Origin of the sequence: Helicobacter mehlei (assembly GCF_003660265.1) — a bacterium.
Lineage (GTDB): Bacteria > Campylobacterota > Campylobacteria > Campylobacterales > Helicobacteraceae > Helicobacter > Helicobacter mehlei.
Map to the genome: position 1 here is coordinate 38,093 of NZ_QXQP01000002.1, position 18,076 is coordinate 56,168.

At 45.7% G+C, this 18,076-nt stretch carries 17 protein-coding genes; 5 read left to right on the forward strand and 12 right to left on the reverse strand.

All coding sequences use genetic code 11. The features are described from left to right. From EAO36_RS00965 to rplU, 3 genes are all read right to left on the reverse strand, one after another. Positions 1-1,581, reverse strand: a complete 1,581-nt coding sequence (locus EAO36_RS00965; RefSeq protein ID WP_328588030.1) for an ABC transporter substrate-binding protein — start codon at positions 1,579-1,581, stop codon at positions 1-3. 76 nt (positions 1,582-1,657) lie between these two features. Continuing rightward, on the reverse strand, positions 1,658-1,918 hold the full coding sequence (gene rpmA / locus EAO36_RS00970) for a 50S ribosomal protein L27 (RefSeq protein WP_120947477.1): 261 nt from the start codon (positions 1,916-1,918) through the stop codon (positions 1,658-1,660). Positions 1,919-1,928: 10 nt separating this feature from the next. Then, on the reverse strand, positions 1,929-2,243 hold the full coding sequence (rplU, locus tag EAO36_RS00975; RefSeq protein ID WP_120947476.1) for a 50S ribosomal protein L21: 315 nt from the start codon (positions 2,241-2,243) through the stop codon (positions 1,929-1,931). Between the two features lie 117 nt (positions 2,244-2,360). Between rplU and flgL the strand changes: the two genes are divergently transcribed. Next, the gene (gene flgL, locus EAO36_RS00980; RefSeq protein WP_120947475.1) at positions 2,361-4,895 is read left to right on the forward strand and encodes a flagellar hook-associated protein FlgL; all 2,535 of its coding nucleotides are present in this window, start codon (positions 2,361-2,363) and stop codon (positions 4,893-4,895) included. Between the two features lie 5 nt (positions 4,896-4,900). Here the strand turns inward: flgL and EAO36_RS00985 are convergent, their stop codons facing one another. The 9 genes from EAO36_RS00985 to EAO36_RS01025 form a co-directional block, all read right to left on the reverse strand. Further along, complete coding sequence (locus EAO36_RS00985; RefSeq protein ID WP_120947474.1) at positions 4,901-7,021, reverse strand: LTA synthase family protein; 2,121 nt, start codon at positions 7,019-7,021, stop codon at positions 4,901-4,903. Positions 7,022-7,036: 15 nt separating this feature from the next. Beyond that, positions 7,037-7,792, reverse strand: a complete 756-nt coding sequence (locus EAO36_RS00990; RefSeq protein WP_120955586.1) for an HpaA family protein — start codon at positions 7,790-7,792, stop codon at positions 7,037-7,039. A 43-nt stretch (positions 7,793-7,835) separates the two neighbouring features. Continuing rightward, entirely contained in the window at positions 7,836-8,309 is a 474-nt protein-coding gene (gene moaC, locus EAO36_RS00995; RefSeq protein ID WP_120947473.1) for a cyclic pyranopterin monophosphate synthase MoaC, read from the reverse strand. 1 nt (position 8,310) lies between these two features. After that, on the reverse strand, positions 8,311-8,841 hold the full coding sequence (gene mog / locus EAO36_RS01000) for a molybdopterin adenylyltransferase (RefSeq protein ID WP_120955587.1): 531 nt from the start codon (positions 8,839-8,841) through the stop codon (positions 8,311-8,313). 9 nt (positions 8,842-8,850) lie between these two features. After that, positions 8,851-9,291, reverse strand: a complete 441-nt coding sequence (locus tag EAO36_RS01005) for a molybdenum cofactor biosynthesis protein MoaE (RefSeq protein WP_120947471.1) — start codon at positions 9,289-9,291, stop codon at positions 8,851-8,853. After that, positions 9,292-9,513: a MoaD/ThiS family protein gene (locus tag EAO36_RS01010; RefSeq protein WP_120947470.1), complete on the reverse strand. Its 222-nt coding sequence runs from the start codon at positions 9,511-9,513 to the stop codon at positions 9,292-9,294. It abuts the gene before it with no gap. A gap of 63 nt (positions 9,514-9,576) precedes the next feature. Next, on the reverse strand, positions 9,577-11,622 hold the full coding sequence (locus EAO36_RS01015) for a methyl-accepting chemotaxis protein (protein ID WP_120955606.1): 2,046 nt from the start codon (positions 11,620-11,622) through the stop codon (positions 9,577-9,579). A 62-nt stretch (positions 11,623-11,684) separates the two neighbouring features. Beyond that, on the reverse strand, positions 11,685-12,275 hold the full coding sequence (ribA, locus tag EAO36_RS01020) for a GTP cyclohydrolase II (RefSeq protein WP_120955588.1): 591 nt from the start codon (positions 12,273-12,275) through the stop codon (positions 11,685-11,687). A 70-nt stretch (positions 12,276-12,345) separates the two neighbouring features. Further along, the gene (locus EAO36_RS01025) at positions 12,346-12,939 is read right to left on the reverse strand and encodes a DUF3943 domain-containing protein (protein WP_120955607.1); all 594 of its coding nucleotides are present in this window, start codon (positions 12,937-12,939) and stop codon (positions 12,346-12,348) included. 204 nt (positions 12,940-13,143) lie between these two features. Between EAO36_RS01025 and EAO36_RS01030 the strand changes: the two genes are divergently transcribed. From EAO36_RS01030 to EAO36_RS01045, 4 genes are all read left to right on the forward strand, one after another. Next, positions 13,144-15,201, forward strand: coding sequence for a carbon starvation CstA family protein (locus EAO36_RS01030; protein ID WP_162983035.1), 2,058 nt, complete (start codon positions 13,144-13,146; stop codon positions 15,199-15,201). 39 nt (positions 15,202-15,240) lie between these two features. After that, positions 15,241-16,680 (forward strand): type I glutamate--ammonia ligase, encoded by a 1,440-nt coding sequence (gene glnA, locus EAO36_RS01035; RefSeq protein ID WP_120947466.1) that lies wholly within the window; start codon positions 15,241-15,243, stop codon positions 16,678-16,680. Positions 16,681-16,790: 110 nt separating this feature from the next. Beyond that, complete coding sequence (locus EAO36_RS01040) at positions 16,791-17,507, forward strand: HpaA family protein (protein WP_120947465.1); 717 nt, start codon at positions 16,791-16,793, stop codon at positions 17,505-17,507. A 68-nt stretch (positions 17,508-17,575) separates the two neighbouring features. Further along, positions 17,576-18,076, forward strand: a complete 501-nt coding sequence (locus tag EAO36_RS01045) for a YhcH/YjgK/YiaL family protein (protein ID WP_120947464.1) — start codon at positions 17,576-17,578, stop codon at positions 18,074-18,076.

An 18,076-nucleotide genomic window follows, 5' to 3' on the forward strand; every position in this document is an offset into this window, starting at 1 on the left:
CTATTTGTCAAAATAAACATTGACAAAGCGGTTCAATTGCACGCCCGTAGCCTTGTATCCCTTGACGCTAGCCAAATGGGGCACAATCACATAAGGATAGGCCAAAAGTACACAGGGCACATCTTTGTAGAATATCTCTTGAGCCTTATGGTAAAGCTTAGCGCGTTCTTTTTCATTGGTAACGCGCTTGGCTTTGGTTACCAGATCCGAGTAGGCATCACTTTTATAAAAGGAACTGTTGCGACTAGGGATTTCTGAGGCGGCATGTTTGCTCCACAAGATATCTAAGAAGTTATCTGGATCGCCCGTGTCTGCCTGCCAACCACTAAAGGCAATAGTATGCTCGCCTGAGGCAGTCTTCTTAATGTAAGTGCCCCATTCAAAAAATTCGATCTTGACCTTGATCCCAATTTTGGCTAACTGAGCTTGGATAAACTCCGCTCCCTTTTTGTTGTAACGAGAAGAGCTAAATAGCGTGGTTTCAAACCCATTGAGATAGCCTGCCTGCTTTAATAGAGCCCTAGCTTTAGCGGGGTCATAAGGGTAGGGTTTGATGTTTTTGTTATAACCCCACATATCAGGAGGGAGGGGATTGATTGCGCGGCTTGCATAGCCTTCATAGACAATCTTGACATATTCATCTACATTAATGCCATAGTTGAGTGCCAAGCGCACGAGACGGTTATTAAAGGGTTTTTTTTGGTTGTTCAAACTAAGCCATGTTACAAAAAGCCCCGGGACTTTTTCCACCACAATGTTATGGGATTTCTCCAATGCCTGGACCTCATTGGGATTAGGTGCATGCACAATATGCACCTCGCCCTTTTGCAAAGCCAAAGTTCTTGAAGAAGGATTGGGAATCACTTTTAAGACCACTTGATCCAAGTGTGCTTTAGTTCCCCAGTACTCTTGGTTTTTAACCAGCACGATTCGCTCATCTTTAAGCCATAGGGCAAGTTTAAAGGGTCCTGTGCCGATGGGCTTTTTAGAGAGTTGATCTTGACGGCCACTCTTAGCGAGCTCTTGAGCGTAATCTTGACTTAAAATACTCAAAAAATCCATCCCTAAGTCCGCTAAAAAGGGGGCTTCAGGGTGTTTTAAAGTGAATTTAACGGTGTATTTGTCCGGGGCTTCAATGTCCTTAATGATGTTAGACATCGCCATGCTTTCCCAGTAACCATAGCTTCTGGCTTCTTTGTAGTAGGGCTTTTCATTTCTCATTTGGCGTTTAAAAGAGAAAAGCACATCTTTAGATGTGAGTTCAATCTTTTTCTTCCAATACTTTGTGGTGTGGAAATAAACCCCTTGGCGCAAATGGAAAGTATAAACAAGACCGTCTTTAGAGATTTCCCAGCTACTTGCCAGTGCAGGCTCAATCTCGGTGCTCCCATACTTGAATTGCACCAAAGTTTCATAGATATTGGAAGTGGCTGCGTAACTCTCCCCATCGGTTACCAAGGCCGGATCCATGCTCGAGCCATCTGCCCCCCGCGCATAAACTAAAGTGCCCCCCTCTTTAGCACCAAGTACGCTACCGACGACAAGCCAGAAACCCAAAAACCACGCTAAAAATTTACCCATCGGTCATCCCTGCTTTGTTTTAATCACGGCACAACCCAGCAGAGAACCTACCAAGGGTTGCCCTATTGGCACTCACTCATGGTTGTAGCGCGACTACGGATACCCTTTTGCGGTGCTTATCTTTATAGCTAAAATGCACCACGCCATCAATCAAGGCAAAAAGGGTGTGATCTTTTCCCATACCCACATTCTTGCCTGGATGCACCTGTGTCCCTCTTTGGCGCACGATAATATTGCCCGCACGCACAAACTCTGAGCCAAACTTCTTAACCCCTAAACGCCTTCCTGCCGAATCGCGGTTATTCTGGGTGCTCCCCTGACCTTTCTTGTGTGCCATTATAAATCCTTTATGCTACGATGTTTGTAATCTTAACGCGGGTAAAGTCGCGCCTAAAGCCTCTTTTAGTTTTGCTATCTTTGCGGCGGCGTTTTTTAAAGATAATCACCTTCTTACCCCGCCCCTCATTGATCACCTCAGCTTCTACCTTAGCCCCGCTCACTAGAGGTGTGCCATAAACAACACCTCCCCCTTGAGAGATAGCCAAAACTTCCTCTAACTCCACGCGTGCTTTGGGCTCTAGGCTCATTTTATCCAATAACACCACATCGCCCACTTGCACCCTATACTGCTTGCCCCCATTTTTAAACACTGCATACACCATATGCCTAAATCCTAGTCAAAAATTTCCGCTCATTCTAACACAATTAACTTAAAAATTTGCCTTAGTATCATGGTATAAATCTTGCTTGTTGTTGGCATTAATGGCTAAAGGAAGAGCATGCGTATCAGCGATGGAGGTAAATACAACCAAATCCATTATTACCAAAATGCCTTGCAAAACAAACTCAACACGGCTAACAATAAAATAGCCTCTGGCTTAAAAATCCAATATGGCTACCAAGATAGCAATATTGACAATCAAAACCTCAAATACGGCTTTGAGGAAAATACGCTGGATCAAGGCTTAGATGTCGCCCAAAGTGCCCACACAGCCACCCTCAACACCGACAAGGCTTTAGGCGAACTCTCCAGCACGATGGAGCAATTCAAAACCAAATTAATCCAAGCGGCTAGCGATGTGCATTCCACAACCTCTCGCCAAGCCATCGCCCTAGATTTAGCCCACCTCAAAGATCACATGATCAATATCGCCAATACTTCCATTGGGGGCGAATATCTCTTTGGGGGGAGCAAGGTCGATCGCCCGCCCTTTGATCGTGTAGGTAACTACTATGGCAATAATGAAGACCTCAATGCTCTAGTGGGATCTAATAATCTCGTGCCCTACAATGTGACCGGGCATAATTTATTTTTAGGCAAGGACTTAGACAAACAAAAGAGTATCACCACCAATATTAAAATGTTGAATCAAAGTAAGTTGCACCCCGATGTGATGGACGCACTCAACAACACCGCCAACCCTCAAGAAGTGTTCATCACCCCCGAGGACACCTTGCGTGATTTGATTGGAGATGATGATAACAACCCCCAAAACGATGCCAAAGAATATTTTTACTTGCAGGGTATCCGCCCCGATGGGAGTGCTTTTAAGGCAAAGTTTGCGTTGGATAAGGCTTATAGCAAATTAGAGAGCGCGACTAAAGTTAGCGATCTCTTACGCCAAATTGGTCGGGAGTATGGCAACACCTCCACCAATAAGGTCGTGGATGTAACTTTGAATGCGTGGGGAGAGATTGAGATTAGAGACTTGAGCGCGGGGAATGCGGTGTTGGATTTCCATATGATCTCTAGCGATAAAGATATGGATAATTTAGATGCCTTGCGTTCTAGCAACGCACGGGTTACCACTTATGTAAAAAGCCCCTTTTTGACCGCCCGTAGCCTCTCACAGGTGCAGGGGGTTAATAATCTCTATGATAAGCGGGTGCTAGATGTGCCCAGCGCATTTATTGCCCAAGATAACACCCCCGCCACTAGGAATACCAAACTCAGCGCGATCTTGGGCGAGGGGGCAACGTATTTACAAATTGAGGGCACAGCCCCCAATAATTCTAATGGGAGTATCAACAATGCCCCCATACCCCCCTTCCATTTAGATGCCAAAAACGCCACCATGCAGGATTTGATGGATGCAATCAAAGCACATTTTGGGGGGAATTTAGATGTGGAGCTTTCCAGCGATGGGCATTTGCGCCTAATCGATCGCAATGTCAAAAACAAAGACCATGATAGTCCCAATCCGCCCTTTGATGGCCCGCATGGTTTGAGTTTGACTCTAAAGACTTTGGATAGCAAGGGAGCAGAGATTCAGGCTCTGCCCACCGATTATGCCAGCGAATACCAAAAAACCTATTTTGCCAATCACGGATCGTTGTTGGTGGGCAATGTTTCTCAGGTCGTGCCTAAAAGCATGGACTATGCCAGCGGGGCAACTACTCTAGCTGCGGTGATGGGGGCTAACATTGGCGAGCAAACCTACGTTTTAAAGCTCAAAGATCATAATGGCGTGCCCCTAGAGGCTAAGTTACACTTGAGCAATAAGGGCGCATTTTTGCAGTTGCCCAATAAAGAGGGGGGTATGCCCTATGAAATCCCCCTTTATAACCGCAACCAAGAGACCCCCACGCTCACTAAGCCCAATGATTTTACCTACCGCCAGCTCATGGATGCGATCAGCATTGCAATGAATTACAGCAACCAAGATAAAAAGGAATATGCCCAAGCCCAAACAGGCGTGCCCTCCAAAGAGAGTCAAGCAGCGTTTCTCTCCATTCTCAAACAATCTAATGATCGCGTGAGCGTGTCTTTAAATGAAAACGGGCAAATAGCGATCCAAGACAACACCCGTTCTAATACACTCATGCAATTCATGCTCTATGATGAAAAGGCGAATGATTTTTCTGAGCCCAGTCTCAAAAGAGATGTGCCCAGTTTGCGCCTCAATGCCAATAATGCACTGACCATCGACCAGCCCCACATTAATTTTTTCAAGCAATTAGACGGGGTGATCGAATCGGTGCAAAAGGGAATCTACCGCCCCGATGCTCTGCCGGGAGCTTATAGCCCAGAGTTGCGTAATTTGGGGATACAAAATAACATCGCCCTTGTGGATCACTTGAGCGATCATGTAGAAAAGGTGATTGCGGCCAATGGGGCACATAGCCGTAGCTTTGCCAATATCATGCGCCGTAATGAAGTGCTCAAATCCCAAGTGCAAGCCATCCGTGGGGACACCACAGGCACAGATGTGGCCGAAACTTACAACAAGTTCGCCCAATTGCGCAACAATTACGATGCGGCCTTAGCCTCTTCGAGCAAGATCAACCAAATGAGTCTCACACATTATCTCTAAGTGGGCTATTTGATAACCCCTCCCTTAAAGAGATAGTGCCAGCTTAAACCATTGGCGGTATTGTCTCTCTCTAAAAGTTGCTTGGCCAGTTTGAGGTCTTGAGAATTGGTTTTATGCTGGATTAATTGCCCCTTTTGGACATAAAAAAGTTTGTTGGGCTCATCTTTCCCGTATAAAAAATCAATCCCCTCTTGCCCCTTAGCTGCTATGACCTCAAAACCCAAAGCCGGATCGTCCAGACAAGTATTGGAGGTATTGGCATTGCTAAACAAAGGCTTACCAAAACTCGCATAGGTGTAGCCTTTAGGAGCGATTAGCTCCATAATCGTGGGTGCGATGTCAATGTGTGCGCCCATGCAACGGATTTGTTGGGGCTTTAAGGAGGGGGCATAGAGAATGAGGGGTACGCTCTTTTTCCAATAGAGATTATTTTTGGCGTATTCAAAACTGCGATCAAAGTGATCGCCTGTGATGATAAACAGCGAGTTGGGGAATTTGGCACTGGCTTTTTTGATGAAATCCACCAAAACTTTGTCATACCAATACACATGCCCTAAGAAGTTGGCATTAGGCAGGTCTTGGCTTTTAGGGGTGGCTTTTACAAAGGCTTGGATGGATTCTAAGGGTACACCAAAGGCTTTGAGATTAACATTGCGGGTTGTGTGGTTGCTTAAAGTCATCACCATGCTAAAGGTGGGTTGGTCAGTCGGGGTTTTTTCTAGGATGTAATCAAATAAGATATTGTCATGCACGCCCCATTCGCTCTCTAGAGGTTGGGGGTAGATTTTAGAGTTGCTGGCCAACTTGTGTTTAGCAAAGCGGAGCAGATAGGTATTGAAAATGAGATCATCAAAGCCCTGTAGTTTGGTGAAACTATCTAAGCGATTCCAAATCCCGCTCCCCCCATAGTAAAAAACATTGTGGAAACCCAGTCCCTTCATTTGGTTGCCAATGGCGGTGGGTAGGCTAGGGATTTTCACACCCATATTCACAAAATTAGTGTCATTAATCCCCATTAAACCCGTGATCTGCACATCTAAACTTTTGACCGTGCGTTTGGCATTTTCTAGGAATAAGGGGAAGATAAAGCCATGCTGGTGATCATCTAAGCTTTTAAGCGCGCTGACCAAGCCAATCGAGTCAAATTTGGGGTCAAAATGCCAGCTTGAAAGCGACTCAGAGACAATGTAAAAAACATGGGTGATGCTGGGTTTTAAAGGATTAGTGCTTTGGTGTTCTAAGAGTTTGCCTAGATCAAGGGGAGGGGGCGTATCACTAGGGAGATTAAAATACTCTTGGGTGGCTTGTAAAAGGGGTTTGGAGCTAAAACTAGCAAAGGTGATCTTTTGGCTCTTAGTGTGGTTTTTAAAGACCAAGTAGAGATTGCGGAATGCCCCGGGGGTGATTTGGCGCAAAAAGACATTTTCAGCTGGCTGGATTGCTGAGTCTAAAGAAATGGCGGTCAATCCAAAGCGCGCATTAATGGAGATGAGCATGAAGAATGCCAAACAAGCACCCGTTAGCCCTAAAATGACCTTGAGCGAAAAATCTTTAAAGACCTCATAGAAGATTTGGGCTATCTTAGCTACTCTAAGATACACCCAAAAGCTTAGTAAGCTCAAAACCAGCCAAATTAAAGTTTTAGTGCCAATAAAATACTCGCCTCTAAGCGCCATGCTCAAAAGCGTTTTGGGGCTTTCATCAAAGACTTCAAGCAAATTGGCATCAAAGACACCGCCATAAATGCTATAAAAAGTCATGTTGGCAATTTGCAAAAATACGCATAGAGCAATTACTAATAACGCATAGGTGTTGCAAACCTTGCGCTGGGCTTTGGTTTTGATCAGCAAAAGAGCCAAGAGCAAAAAAACAAGCCCAAAAATGGCCACCATGCGGTTATCATAGCGGATACCATTGCCCAAAGTCTGCCAAATTTGAGAAGATAGAGAGCTTAGAGCATGCCCATGCAGGGCAAGGGCATCTTTATAAATACCCATGTAGCCCAAAAAACCCAAGCGCAAGCAGATAAAAAAGGCGGTAAGAAAGAGGCTAAAAAAAAGTGTAGTGAGGAGCAGATGGAAAAACCTCTGCCCCAAAGACACCCTAGAAGGGAAGACTAAGGGCATGATGGCTACTGGGTGCTAATATTTCTTCTGTGCCTTCAAGTCCGCCACATCTTTAGCATAAGATTTGATCCGATCTTGGGTGAGCTTGGTATCCATTTTGGCCATCACATCTTTAAAAATTTGGTTCAACGCCTTTTTTACCGCATCATTAGAGTCGTCCTTGCCTTTGTATAACGAACTCAAAAGTCCGCCGGTATGTTCAGAACGGCTGGAGCGGATAAAGGGTTCTTTAATGTAAAGCTCGCTCAGATCCACCATGAACGAATCGATCGCCTCACCACTGGTGGGCTCGACAAACACCACTTTAATATACCCCATGGACAAAAGCGTGCCTTTGGTAACATCCATGCCCGTAGAGAAAATGAGTCCGGGGCTGGATTTCTTTTGTTCTGTCGTCTTGGGATCGGGTCTTAAAACCACCTCACCATTCGTTTCCAGCACCAAGTAACTATCTTTCTTTTGGGCAAAAGAGAGGTCATTTTTATCACTCACATCTGAGATGACCACTTTGTAGCCTTGATTTTCTAGCAAAGATTGGACCTTGAGAGTCAGCTCATCTCTAAACTTGTTGGAATACTCCTTAGCAATGTTGTCGCTGTATTGCAATGCAGGTTTGAGCAAAATAATGGTTTGGTTGGTTTTAGGGGCCGCCATCACACCTGTTTTATAGGCTAAATTCAAGGGGACATTGTTAGTAACAGTGATACTAGGACCGCAACCCACCAAAAAAACCCCCGCCACAACACCTAAAAGCCACGATTTCTTCTGCATAAAATTCTCCTTAAATTGTGAATTAATTCAGATACATGGGATTTTAAGAGCGTTGGTAAGTACCGCTCTTGCCACCCTCTTTATATTCTAGTTGGATAGTCCCAATTACCATGCTTTTATCTAAAGATTTAACCATGTCATAGATGGTTAAAAGACCCACGCTCACACCCGTGAGTGCCTCCATCTCCACGCCTGTTTGCCCATGGTGTTTCACGCGCACCTGCACCATAAAAGCACATTCTTGGGGCTGTTCTAAAATCTCTACAGCGATATTAGAAAGGTTGAGAGGGTGGCACATGGGGATGAGTGCGCTAGTTTGTTTAGCCCCCATGATTGCCGCAATCACGGCAGTTTGAATCACCGGACCTTTTTTAACTTGGTGATCTATAATCGCCTTGTAAGCCTGTACTCCCATGCTAATCTTGCCACTAGCAAGGGCGATTCTCATGGTGTCGGGCTTGTGGCTCACATCGACCATATTGGGGTTATTATGGGTGTCTAGGTGGCTAAGGGTCATGTCACCTCTTGGGGCGGAACACTTGGATATGCTCCGTGTTGCCCTCAATATAACGCCCTCCAATTAAATCAATGCAATAAGGAATAGCCGGAAAAACCGCCTCTAAACATTCCCGAATGCTCTTAGGCTTGCCGGGCAAATTGACAATGAGACTTGAGCCTCTAATGCCCGCGCTCTGACGCGAGAGAATCGCCGTGGGGACATACTTTAAGCTCGTGGCACGCATCAGCTCCCCAAAGCCGGGCAACATTTTAGAACACACCGCCTTAGTTGCCTCGGGAGTAACATCTCTAGGTGCCGGGCCCGTGCCCCCTGTGGTCACAATGAGATCACAACCACACACATCACTAAGCTCGATCAAGGTCTCTTGAATCAAATCCTGCTCATCGGCGATTAGGCGGTATTCAAAAACCAGGGGATTGATAATATATTCGCTTAAAACCTCTTTAATCGCCCCCCCACTCACATCCTCATAGACCCCACTGCTCGCCCGATCGCTACTGACCACAATCCCAACTTTAATGCTCTCCACCAACCCCCCTTAAGCCAACAACCCACTACCCCTCAGCGGGTGGCTTCTCTCTTTGGCATAGACACGCTGGTTATCCAATAGATCGTATTTCCAAATCGGCGCGCTGTGCTTGAAGTCCTCAATAAAATCCACATACAAGGCTAGGGCGGCTTTGCGGTGTTCTGAGATCAGGCCCACCATGTAAGAAGTTTGCAAAACCGGCACATCGCCCCTTGAATGTGCCATTTTTAAGAGGACACCCTGCAAGTGTGCGCGTTTTTGCCACACATCAAACCACGCTTGCAACAAAGGTCCATGCACATCAAAACTCAACCCTTGAAAATTTAGGCTTTGGGGGCGCACCACCCCGCTAAACACACACAAAGCCCCCGCTCCTTCCAATCTGCACTCCTGTTCCCAGCGCATATAGAGAGTCGGCGCATCCAAAGCACCCTCAAAAATCTCAAGCATTCAACCTCCGCACACGGGGGGCAACACCATCACCCTATCCCCATCTCTAAGCGGTGTGCGCAAATCTTCTACTAAAACATCATTCACGCTAATCGCACTCATAGCCAGCCACGGGCGCACATTCTCTTTTTCTTGCAAAATGGCTCTAAGCCCGTGCAAATCGCAAATATCCAATTGCATACTCTCTTCTCTGATTGGGCCTAAGAACTCCACGCAAACCATCAACTCTCCTTAAAAATTCGCCTTAGGATAGCAAAATTTTCTGTGTTTTTGGCTAATAGTGCTCTAGAATTTTTTGCGTTGCACATCTTTTAAAATCTCTTCGGATATGCGGTTAATGTCTTGAGAGGCCAATAGGGAATCGCGTGCAATGGCGATATTGCTCTTTGTGTCTTTTTTAAATTCCTCTAAAGATTGGTTGATAAATTCCACCTCTTGGGCTTGATTTTGGATACTCGCCGAAGTGTCTGAAATGCTTTGCACCAAGACATTGATATTGCTCTCTATCTCGCTCAAAGATTTTTGCGTGCATTCGGCTAATTTTCTGACCTCATCAGCCACCACCGCAAACCCGCGCCCATGCTCGCCCGCCCGTGCCGCTTCAATCGCAGCGTTTAAAGCCAGCAAATTAGTTTGATCGGCAATGTTGCGGATGATCTCCACGATGCTTTTAATGTCTTGGCCTTGTTGGATCACATCTTGGGTTTTTTGTGCCACTTCTGTAATACCATTGGTAATTCCAGCAATGCTCATAATGGTTTTATCCAAGCTATTATTTTGATTGGTCGCAATTTCATTAAGGCGATCCACACAACCATTTAAGATCATCACCTTTCCATCTAGCTCTTTGGCAAAGCCAGCTGAAGTGCCTAGCATGCGTCTTGTCTCATGCACAAGACCATCTACAACCTTTTCAATATGTCCGCTCGCTCCGGGGATGCCATGTCTGAAGTCGTATTGGCTATAACGCTCAAAAGCATCATTGATCGTTTTCATGTGCATACCAATATTTTTTTGCATGTAGAGAATAATATTATTCAGGTTTTTCTTCAACTCAATTAAAGAGGGGTTGTTAGGCTCTGCATCCACCGTTTGGCTAAAATCCCCTTCCTCCACCTTAGAGGCAACTTGGATACTATTCTCTACAGATTGTTTGTCTTGCAAGATGGTTTTTTGGATTTGTTGGATATTTTGGTTGATATCGGCTTGCATTTTGCCCAAATCGTCCTTGCTCTTGGCCGGGATGAGTTTGATGTGATCGGCTGAAATTTCGTGACGCAAGATCTTAAAGAAGTTGTCTAAATTTTGGGATACCGCCATAATGCGCTTGCTCATCAAAACATAGAGTAACCAGTAGATCACACCGATCACAACGAACAAGCCGATCACGCCCGTAATGCAGATCGTGAGCTTGATGGAGTCAATGTCCCTAAAAACACGCTTTTCACTCCTCACGCCCACGACGGCCCAATGCAAAGGATTGTCATCGACTTTTTCCAGCACCTTGAAAGGATAAATCGCGCCATAGGAGAATTCGTGATTGACGGTTGAATAGATGCGCAAAACTTGTTTTTGCCCGCTTTGGATGAGGGGCAAGCCTTGTTGGGCAAAAGGTTTATTGACCCCCTCCCAAGAACGCCCACGTAATTCATGGTGGTTGCCACCCACGACTAATAAAGTCCCATCTTGGGCGATCAGATTAAAGGATGTATCCCCAACTCCATAAGATTTAAGCACAGAATCGAAGAGATCGATGTTGATAAAAAGGATAATCGCACCCCTAAAAGCCCCTTGATGATCCCTTAAAGAATAAGCCACATCAATCCCATAAATGACTTGCCCATCATGCATGGTGCGCAAATAGGGCTTACCCACAACAAGTTTAGAGGTATTTTTACTGGCAATATATAAGGGATTGTGGTAGAGATCGGGCGTAGCTAAGGTGTTAATTTTACCCGAATTGCTCTTATCGATGCCAAAACTAATAGTGTTGATCGATTCTCCCTCTATAGCGATGGATAGGGCATAGACAGCCTGCGTATAGCGCAGATATTCGCTCAGAAAGTACTTTTCAAAGGCGAGATCAGCTTGGGTGTTGTTTTTTAATAGAACGGCTTTGATAATATGCAGGCGCACCAAAGCCCGCTCAATGCTAGCCTGCACACCCCAGCTAGCATTACGCACTTGGGCTTGTAAGCGATTGAGGGCTTCTGCCTCCAAAATGCGCTCAGCTTTAGAAGAAACAATATAACTCATCACCACCACTAAGAGCACCAGCACCGATCCGATCGCCAATGCCATTTTTGTTCTCAAACTCATATCTTTAAACATTTTTAACTCGTATTTTGGATTTCCTCCTCCTTCCCCCCCCCCCCCCCCATTCGCCAAACAGATCAAAGCAAATGCCCCATTTTGTTTTTTTTAGTTTCCAAGTATTCTTTGTTGTGGCAGTTGCTTTCAACAATAATGCTACTGCGCTCCACCTCCACATAAGCCCCAATGGCGGCGATTTTTTGGGGGTTATTGGTCAAAAGTTGGATTTTAGCAATCCCGTAATGCTTCAAAATATCCCCCACAATGGCATAATCGCGCTCATCGTCTTTAAACCCGATCGCCCGGTTAGCCTCAATCGTGTCATAGCCTTGATCTTGCAAAGCATAGGCGTTGATCTTGTTAAACAGCCCAATGCCCCGCCCCTCTTGGCGCAAATAAATCAACATGCCCCCCTGCTCGTGCGCACCAATTTGACGCATGGCCATCTCCAATTCACCCCCACAATCGCATTTTTGAGAGCCAAAGACATCTCCTGTTAAACACTCTGAATGCACTCTAACAAGGGGCACTTCTAAGAGTTCTTGAGTGAAAACGACCAAATGATCCACTGGCAAGCCCCCTTCCTTATGCTCTTGGAAGGATTGAATCCAAAACACCCCAAACTTTGTGGGGAGTTTGGCGCGGTTTGAAATTCTAACCCGACTATCCATATCAAGCCCTTTACTTCGTAAAATGGGGCACTATCCTAGCATTTAAAGCCCACATTATGGTAAATATTTCTTAGCTTTTTTTTAAGCTATTCTTATTTTCTATGCCCAACATTTTGGTTACGCCCAGATTTTGGAGCACAAAACCAATAAAATCCATGCAAAAAAGTGCGGTGTGCCCTAAAAGCCTAAAGCCCAGTAACTTTTTTTGGTGTCTTTGGATGTGCTGGGTGGCGTGGTAGAAAAACTCACCCACCAAAGGACCCATAGTCGGCGTGCAGATCAAATCTTGCCAGCTAGGGATTTCTACAAAGGCTTCTAACCCGTATTCCCAAAAAAAGGTTGAAACCAAGAAAGTGAAGAGCACCCCCGCACTCCAGCGATAGCCCGCCACCCTAGATTGCATGTAGTAAATCGCACCAAAATACGGGTGCAAGACCCAATTAAAAATAAATAGATCGTCATCAAATTGCGGACCCAAGCAGACATTGTGAAACCAGCTCCCCAGCCCGAATTTTTCTTTGCTCCAATGGGTAACACTCTCAGGCATCAAATACAGCCCTACAATGCCCAAAATAAAGCAAATACCCAACAGACCCACACTCGCGCCCAAGTATTTAGACCGGCTATCTGGCACATAGTGTGTGTTAAGAATGTAAGAATCCAAACTTTTCAAAGCACCTTGAGAGTTTTTCTTGGCAAGCAGATAGCGTAACAAAATATCAATGGCAACCCGCAGGGATAAAAGCAATAAACATAACCAGCCCTTTATTTTGGAATCGCCGTAATGATAGCTAAAATTTTAAATAAAATGGCAGAATTGTTTGATACGATCCACTTACAGAATAGATCGATTTGGAGAAAGGCAAGAATGAAACGAACTTGGAGTCATTTGGTTTGGGCGTTGGTTGCCATTGTAGGTGCGGTGTGTTTGGGTGTACTGGCTTTACACAAAGGCGAGAGTATCAACACGCTTTGGCTGGTATGTGCAGCCATTTGCATTTACTCTTTGGGTTATCGCTTTTATAGCCATTTTATCGCTTATCGAGTGCTCTGCCTCAACGATGGACGTGCCACACCGGCCTGTGTGCGCAATGATGGGCGTGATTTTGTCCCCACCCACAAGGCAATCACTTTTGGTCATCACTTTGCCGCTATTGCTGGGGCAGGTCCGCTAGTAGGTCCGATTCTGGCAACCCAAATGGGTTATTTGCCCTCCGTGCTGTGGATTTTAATTGGGAGTGTTTTAGGGGGCTGTGTGCATGATTTTGTGGTGCTCTTTTGTTCCATGCGGCGGGGTGGGAAGTCTTTGGGTGAAATGGTGAAAGATGAAATGGGTCCTGTGGTGGGTTGGTTTGCACTCTTGGGGATACTAGGGATCATGATCATCATCATTGCCATTTTGGCTATGGTGGTGGTCAAGGCTCTAGCGCATTCGCCATGGGGACTCTTTACGATCGCTATGACCATCCCCATCGCGATTGTGATGGGGCTTTACATGCGCTTTTTCCGCATCCGTGTTTTAGAGAGTTCGCTGTTGGGTTTTGTGCTCCTGATGTTGGCAATTTATTATGGCAAGGTGGTGGCCAATGATCCCATCCTTGCCTCTTATTTTACTTTGAGCGAGGGTACGCTAGCTTGGCTGGTTATCGCCTATGGTTTTATTGCCGCCATCTTGCCCGTGTGGTTTTTATTGGCTCCTAGAGATTACTTGAGCACCTTTTTAAAAATTGGGGTGATTTTGATCTTGGCAGGGGCAATTATCATTGTCGCTCCGCCCTTGCAAATCCCCAAGATCACCCACTTTATTGATGGGAGCGGTCCGGTTTTTGCCGGCGCGCTCTTCCCCTTTTTGTTCATCACCATTGCCTGCGGAACCATTAGTGGATTCCATGCTTTGATCGCCTCGGGCACTACGCCTAAAATGATCGCTAAAGAAAGCCATGCGCGCTTGGTGGGCTATGGCTCCATGCTGATGGAATCCATTGTGGCGATCATGGCATTGCTCATGGCTGCCATTTTACACCCCGGACTTTACTTTGCAATCAACGCCCCAGCTAGTACCATTGGAAGCGACATCACAGAGGCGGCTAAGGTGATTAGTTCATGGGGTTTTTCCATTAGCCCCCAAGAGATCGAACAGATCACCAAAAACATTGGCGAACACAGCATTTTAAGCCGCACGGGGGGTGCACCCACTTTTGCTATTGGGCTGAGTATGGTTGTCTATCAGCTTTTAGGCGATCCTAGTGTGATGGCATTTTGGTATCACTTTGCGATCCTTTTTGAAGCCCTTTTTATCCTCACAGCTGTGGATGCGGGCACTAGAACTGCGCGCTTTATGATCCAAGATATTTTAGGGCATCTTTATAAGCCCTTAGGCAATACAGAGTCCTATGGGGCGGGTATCTTTGCGACTTTGGTTTGCGTGGGGTTGTGGGGATATTTTCTCTACCAAGGCACTATCGATCCTAAAGGTGGGATTTACACCCTTTGGCCCCTATTTGGTGTGAGTAACCAAATGCTAGCAGGCATGGCACTCTTGCTGGCCACGACCATTTTATTTAAAATGCAACGCTTCAAATACGCATTAGTAACGGCGATTCCAGCTAGCTTAATTTTGGGGATCACCTTTTATAGCGGGACTTTAAAGGTTTTGCCTAAAGGCTCTGATAGCGTGTTAAACCATGTTTCCCATGTCGCCACCGCCCAAATTCTAAGAGAAAAACTCGCCACCACCACCGATCCTAAGCAAATCAGCCAACTCAAACAGGCGATCACCAACCACACCATCGATGCAATTTTGTGTGTATTTTTCATGCTGGTTGCCTTTTTGGTTTTGATAGCTAGTGTGCGGATTTGCTACCGGGCTTATAAGGGTCAAATCAGTCCGCCACTGGCAGAAACTCCCTTTGTAGCTGTGTCTTAATTTTAGACATGCTAGAATCAAAATAAAAAAGGTGTAAAAGTGGAACTGCATAATAGCGATGCCGATGTGCAAAAATTCTTGGATTTTTGCAAAGAAAAAGAAGTAGAATTTGTGGATTTTAGATTCACTGATGTGAAGGGCACATGGAATCACATGGGCTATTCATTTTCCAGCGTGGATAAGGATTTGTTACAACAAGGCATCCCCTTTGATGCGAGTTGCTTTAAGGCATGGCAGAGTATTGACAAGTCAGACATGATCTTGCAACCCGATTTGATTCGCTATTTCATCGACCCCTTTAGTGCAGATATTACCGCTGTGGTGTTTTGCGATGTGTGGGACATTTACAAGGAACAAGAATATGAAAAATGCCCTAGGGTGATTGCCAAGCGCGCTTTAAAGCACTTACGCGAACTGGGGATCGGGGATATTGCCTATTTTGGGGCAGAAAATGAATTTTTTATCTTTGATTCGATCAAAATGAAGGGCGATGTGAATTGCCAATATTACGAGATTGATAGCGAAGAGGGGGAATGGAATCGAGCGCGTAGTTTTGAGGGGGGGGTGAATTTTGGACACCGCACGGGGCGTAAGGGCGGGTATTTGCCCACACCCCCCACAGATACCATGATGGATTTGCGTGCTGAAATTGTCAAGGTGCTCAACCAAGTGGGGCTAGAAACCTATGTCGTCCATCACGAGCTAGCCCAAGCGCAAGGGGAGATTGGTGTGCGCTTTGGGGATTTGGTCGAGGCAGCGGATAATATCCAAAAGCTTAAATATGTGGTGAAAATGGTCGCGCATCTCAATGGCAAGAGCGCAACTTTCATGCCCAAACCCTTATATGGAGATAATGGGAGTGGCATGCACACCCATGTGAGCATTTGGCAAAAAGGAGAAAACCTCTTTTGCGGGGATGTCTATAAAAATCTTAGCCAAATGGCTTTGCACTTTTTAGGCGGGGTATTAGAACATGCTAGGAGTTTGGCGGCCTTTACCAATGCCTCTAGCAACTCTTATAAACGCTTGATCCCCGGGTATGAAGCCCCCTCAATTTTGACCTACTCAGCCCAAAATCGTAGCGCGAGCGTGCGCATTCCTTACGGGGTGAGTGGGAAGGCGACCCGTTTTGAATTGCGCTTCCCGGATAATTCCTCTAACCCCTACTTGGCTTTTGCAGCGATTTTGATGGCTGGCTTGGATGGGATTCACAAAAAGAGCGATCCGGGTGCACCGATGGATATTAACCTTTTCACCCTAACCCTAGATGAAATCCGCGATCGGGGGATCAGACAACTCCCCCACACGCTACGCAGTGCTTTAGAGGAGATGCTCGCCCACAAGGATTACTTGAAAAAGGGCGAGGTTTTTACCGAAGAGTTTCTCCAAGCTTACCAAAGTTTCAAATTCAAATCTGAAGTCTTCCCTTGGGAGAGCAAGCCCCATCCCTTTGAGTTTGAAACCACCTATTCGTGCTGATGAGAAGAAGGCGGGGCAGTTCTTTTAGGGACAGCCACAATAAACTCAAATTGCTCATGCGCCTCATTCGGATCGCCACCCGTTTATTCAAAAAATAAAAAGGATCGTGCATGCCTTATCCCCTCCTAGCTTTTGTACTTGCTCTTGTATTCTATGGGTGCAAGCATGCCCCAGCTCCTAGCAGTGAAGTTACTTTTTCTTACTACGAAGAGAGCGAAAAACAACAACCCAAAAACCATCTCTTGATCTTATTAGCCCCTATGGAGATTAGCTTTAGCTCTAATGTGCCTGAGAGCATGCAAAAAGAGTTCAAGACCTCTATGCTGGATCAAATCCAGAGTATTTTAGAAAAACGCGGATTTTCCGTAGAATTGGTGGATTCCAAACCCACGCCCAAGCAAGCTAATGAAGGCTATGTGGTTGTACGCATCACCGGTGCCATTGATGTTTTAGAGGAACTAGACATGAGTATTTTCAAGAAAAAAGATAGTGGCATTAGCAAGCGTAACAAAAACTTATCCATGGGCTTTTTGGAGCTCAGACTCTTAGAACCCAAGAGTCAAAAGGTGCTCCAAATGAGCGCGCTAGAGTTGCCCGGCTATCAGATCAAAACCGATGTTACCATCCAACAACAACGCACCACTGGCGGGGGGTTTATGCCCACCAGCGTGGTAACACCCGTGCATGGCAATGGGTTTGATAGCCATGTCTATCAAATCTTACTGCAAATTTATACGCAAGGTGTGAGCAAGATTAGCCATGAGCTCACCTTGCACAAGTTGGAGCAAGAAAAATACTTGATCCAAAAAGCCAAACAAACACCTTAAGGGGGCACGGCTACTTTATTCACCTTTTATTGCTAGAATGTGCCCTTTAGTGATAACATGGAGGTTACATGGCAATTATTGGTAAATTAAACTCTTTAGAGACACTTTTCAGCAAAACCCTAGAACTAGAGACTCTCTATGGGTATTTGGCTAGCATGTTGGACACCAACCACCCCCACCACCAAAGCTTAATCCAACAGCAAAGCGGATCGCTACGGCAAGACATCGGGCATGGCATGCACGCCATGCACATCGCTTACAAACCCTTAGGAGGTGTGTTGGAGACTCACCGCACCCACATTGATTTTTGCCTTGTGGTGCATGGGTGTGAGATTTTAAACTTAAGCGACTCAAGCGATTTGGTAATTCAAGAAGACTATGATAGCACGCTAGACAAGCAAACTTACCATAATGGCGAACATAGCCTAGAAATGTATTTGCACGCTGGCTGGTTAGCCATCTTATTCCCCACAGATGCGCACACCACCAGCCCCCACCCCCAATCTTTGGACTTAGTGCATAAAGTCGTGGCTAAAGTGCCCGCTAATCTTGTTAAATTAAAGCTCTAA

Excerpts from the sequence above, each read along its gene's own strand:
- EAO36_RS00965 (WP_328588030.1), bottom strand. The coding sequence starts at position 1,581 with ATGGGTAAATTTTTAGCGTGGTTTTTGGGTTTCTGGCTTGTCGTCGGT.
- rpmA (WP_120947477.1), bottom strand. The coding sequence starts at position 1,918 with ATGGCACACAAGAAAGGTCAGGGGAGCACCCAGAATAACCGCGATTCG.
- rplU (WP_120947476.1), bottom strand. The coding sequence starts at position 2,243 with ATGGTGTATGCAGTGTTTAAAAATGGGGGCAAGCAGTATAGGGTGCAA.
- flgL (WP_120947475.1), top strand. The coding sequence starts at position 2,361 with ATGCGTATCAGCGATGGAGGTAAATACAACCAAATCCATTATTACCAA.
- EAO36_RS00985 (WP_120947474.1), bottom strand. The coding sequence starts at position 7,021 with ATGCCCTTAGTCTTCCCTTCTAGGGTGTCTTTGGGGCAGAGGTTTTTC.
- EAO36_RS00990 (WP_120955586.1), bottom strand. The coding sequence starts at position 7,792 with ATGCAGAAGAAATCGTGGCTTTTAGGTGTTGTGGCGGGGGTTTTTTTG.
- moaC (WP_120947473.1), bottom strand. The coding sequence starts at position 8,309 with ATGACCCTTAGCCACCTAGACACCCATAATAACCCCAATATGGTCGAT.
- EAO36_RS01005 (WP_120947471.1), bottom strand. The coding sequence starts at position 9,291 with ATGCTTGAGATTTTTGAGGGTGCTTTGGATGCGCCGACTCTCTATATG.
- EAO36_RS01010 (WP_120947470.1), bottom strand. The coding sequence starts at position 9,513 with ATGGTTTGCGTGGAGTTCTTAGGCCCAATCAGAGAAGAGAGTATGCAA.
- EAO36_RS01015 (WP_120955606.1), bottom strand. The coding sequence starts at position 11,622 with ATGTTTAAAGATATGAGTTTGAGAACAAAAATGGCATTGGCGATCGGA.
- ribA (WP_120955588.1), bottom strand. The coding sequence starts at position 12,275 with ATGGATAGTCGGGTTAGAATTTCAAACCGCGCCAAACTCCCCACAAAG.
- EAO36_RS01030 (WP_162983035.1), top strand. The coding sequence starts at position 13,144 with ATGAAACGAACTTGGAGTCATTTGGTTTGGGCGTTGGTTGCCATTGTA.
- EAO36_RS01040 (WP_120947465.1), top strand. The coding sequence starts at position 16,791 with ATGCCTTATCCCCTCCTAGCTTTTGTACTTGCTCTTGTATTCTATGGG.
- EAO36_RS01045 (WP_120947464.1), top strand. The coding sequence starts at position 17,576 with ATGGCAATTATTGGTAAATTAAACTCTTTAGAGACACTTTTCAGCAAA.